Below are 1862 nucleotides of genomic sequence, written 5' to 3'. Positions count from 1 at the left end.
TAAAACTCAATGAAGAACCGCAGGCCGATACAGCACGCTATGATCGCCTGAACGCTAAAGAGGTGCCCTATGTCTGATATTATCACGCAGTTAAAGGCACTGAAGCTATATGGCATGGCCAATTCCTATGCTGAACTGAGGCAGCAGAATACGCCAGACCAGATGACGAATCTCGAATCAGCAAACCAAATTCTGTCTCAACTGCTCCAGGCCGAAGCAACCGAGCGCAATATCCGTTCTATCCGCTATCAAACCAATGCTGCCAGATTCCCGGTGCAGCGTCATTTACAAGGCTTCGACTTCAGTCAGGAGTAAGGCCAAAATAACTTGAACACTTTACCCTGTATCGGGCATTTTGCGAGGGATGATCTTGTAGTTCCATTCGCCATGGAATTCATCCCGTTCAATTGCCAATGTTGCGAGTTCTTGGTCGGACACCTTAATACCGGCTTCATAAGTATTCCCATCAACCTCGGCGTGAATTCGCAACCCCGCCTCTGTGGTAGTGTTTCCGATCAGATTGACGACAACTTCACGACTGAGCAGCGGGCGTCCCCGCCAGTTCTGGGTGATGTGGCAAAACATACGGTGCTCAATCTTGTTCCACTTGCTTGTTCCGGGTGGAAAATGGCAAACTTGGATCGCTATCTCCAACTCGTCAGCCAGCTTCTGCAGTTGTACTCGCCATAAACGTACGCGGTAGCCGTTACTCCCACCGCAATCTGCTGTGATAAGCAGGCGCCGTGCCTTGGGATAGAGCGGCTTGCCCATCTCGTTCCACCACCGGCGGATGCTTTCCACAGCAAACTCCGCTGTGTCGTGATCAATGCCGACACTCACCCAGCCTTGATTCGCAGTCAGATCATAAACGCCATAAGGTGCCACTTTACCCAACGCGGAGTCGATGAAATCATAAACACGAACCTCTTCAGGCTGGCCCTGCGGTTGCCATTCTTGACCAGCATTCTTGAAGTCACCGATTAACTCTTTTTTCTTGGTGTCCACCGAGATGACCGGATCTCCTGCGGACTGATACTGTTCAACCTCACTGGCAATATGTTGAAATTGTGCGTCTCGGTCAGGGTGCTTTCCACCTTCCCGCGTTTTACGGGTCGACTGCAAGCTGTAACCCAGTTGCGCTAGCAGACGACAAACCGTGCGTCGACTAACCGCATGGCCTCGCTCTTTCAATTCCTTCGCCAATCGTGGCGTACTTTTACAAGTCCAGCGTAATGGTGACTGTGAATCTCCGCGCGTCGCGGGATCAACCAGCGCATCCAACTCATCAAGAAGGCCAGGGTCTTTAGCGGTCAACTTTTTTCGCCCGCCTCCTTTTGCCCGAACGCCGTGAGACTGCTTCTCTGGGCTCTGCGTTGCACTTGGTGAGCGTAATTCTTTCAGTCCAGCGTAGATGGTTGCCCTGGACGTGCCCGTGGCTCGCGCCACCGTGCTTACACCTCCACGACCCAAGGCTTCAGCTTCTGTCGCCAACCAAAACCGCAATGTCGCTTCATTCAGGCGATCTGAAAGTGCTTGATACTTGCTCTCAATCATTTTCATCATATCCATGACAGTATCGTAAGCGCTTAGGCCATATTGTTCAAGTTATTTTGGCCTGTATCCTCAGTCCAAAGTCGATCAACAACTGATTCAGCAACTGGAAACTATGGAATTTACCACTGCAGCACAGAACCTGGTACTGGTTGGCGGCACCGGTACCGGAAAAACGCACCTGGCTATTGCCATCGGCACATCAGGCATTCAGCGTCATAATAAAAAAGTGCGCTTCTTCAGCGCCGTTGACCTGGTCAATAGACTGGAGCAGGAAAAATCCGCTGGCAAACAAGGCAGGCTTGCCCTGC

At 51.5% G+C, this 1862-nt stretch carries 3 protein-coding genes; 2 read left to right on the top strand and 1 reads right to left on the bottom strand.

The features are described from left to right. The first annotated feature begins 69 nt into the window (after positions 1–69). A complete protein-coding gene (locus BMY60_RS15005) occupies positions 70–315 on the top strand; it encodes an ATP-binding protein (RefSeq protein ID WP_256251030.1) in 246 nt (81 codons plus the stop codon). 21 nt (positions 316–336) lie between these two features. Here BMY60_RS15005 and BMY60_RS15000 read toward each other — a convergent pair whose 3' ends face one another. Continuing rightward, a complete protein-coding gene (locus tag BMY60_RS15000) occupies positions 337–1569 on the bottom strand; it encodes an ISAzo13 family transposase (protein WP_090334707.1) in 1233 nt (410 codons plus the stop codon). A 97-nt stretch (positions 1570–1666) separates the two neighbouring features. On the opposite strand from BMY60_RS15000, the gene BMY60_RS14995 reads away from it, so the two are divergent. Then, on the top strand, positions 1667–1862 hold a 196-nt coding region (locus BMY60_RS14995; RefSeq protein WP_305728771.1), incomplete at its 3' end, for an ATP-binding protein.

The sequence above is a fragment of the Nitrosomonas sp. Nm51 genome, assembly GCF_900111165.1.
Taxonomy (GTDB): domain Bacteria; phylum Pseudomonadota; class Gammaproteobacteria; order Burkholderiales; family Nitrosomonadaceae; genus Nitrosomonas.
This window is presented reverse-complemented; position numbering and strand designations above follow the sequence as displayed.

Coding starts and splice junctions, on each gene's coding strand:
- BMY60_RS15005 (WP_256251030.1), top strand. CDS start 70: ATGTCTGATATTATCACGCAGTTAAAGGCACTGAAGCTATATGGCATG.
- BMY60_RS15000 (WP_090334707.1), bottom strand. CDS start 1,569: ATGGATATGATGAAAATGATTGAGAGCAAGTATCAAGCACTTTCAGAT.